Source organism: Candidatus Nanopusillus massiliensis (assembly GCF_920984865.1).
This window is the reverse complement of record NZ_OV100765.1, coordinates 177,225-177,786: the sequence shown is the minus strand read 5'-3', so window position 1 is coordinate 177,786 and position 562 is coordinate 177,225. Positions and strand designations below refer to the sequence as shown.

Sequence of the window (562 nt, the reverse complement as noted above, 5' to 3'; positions counted from 1 at the left end):
GATATATATCATTTATTGCACAAAAATTAAAGGAAGAATATATATATGATGATGTCAANGATGAAAATATTAATGACTTATCTTTATTAGAAGATAATGGAAAAATAATTAAAATAAAAATAAATAATAAAGTATATGAATTGGAATATAAAATAGATGGAAGTGTTTTATATTTATCGGGATTATATAGTGAATTTTTTAATTTATATAAAATATTAAAATTCTTATTTGAAAATAAAAAAGTTATAAAAATTGTTTTAGATATTAATTGGAGGGAATTTTGGATAAATGGAAAAGTTATACCACTTTTTAGGTAAAGATGATATTCCATTTCATGCAGTATTTTGGCCAGCAATTTTTTTATCTACACATAATGTAAGTGATAATTATAAAGAATTCTTTGAATATACAAAATTGGATAATTATAGTTTACCATATAATGTAATTGGATTATCTTATTTAACATATGAAAATAGAAAAATTAGCAAAAGTCAAAATTGGGGTATATTTTGTGATTCTTTAGTTAAATCAGAACTTGATCCTGATTATTGGGATTCTATCT

Annotated in this window: 1 pseudogene (running past one end of the window); it reads left to right on the top strand. The window is 20.7% G+C overall.

Annotated elements, in window-relative coordinates:
• The first annotated feature begins 288 nt into the window (after positions 1-288).
• A pseudogene (locus tag LUA84_RS04535) lies at positions 289-562 on the top strand (class I tRNA ligase family protein); it runs 187 nt beyond the window's last position.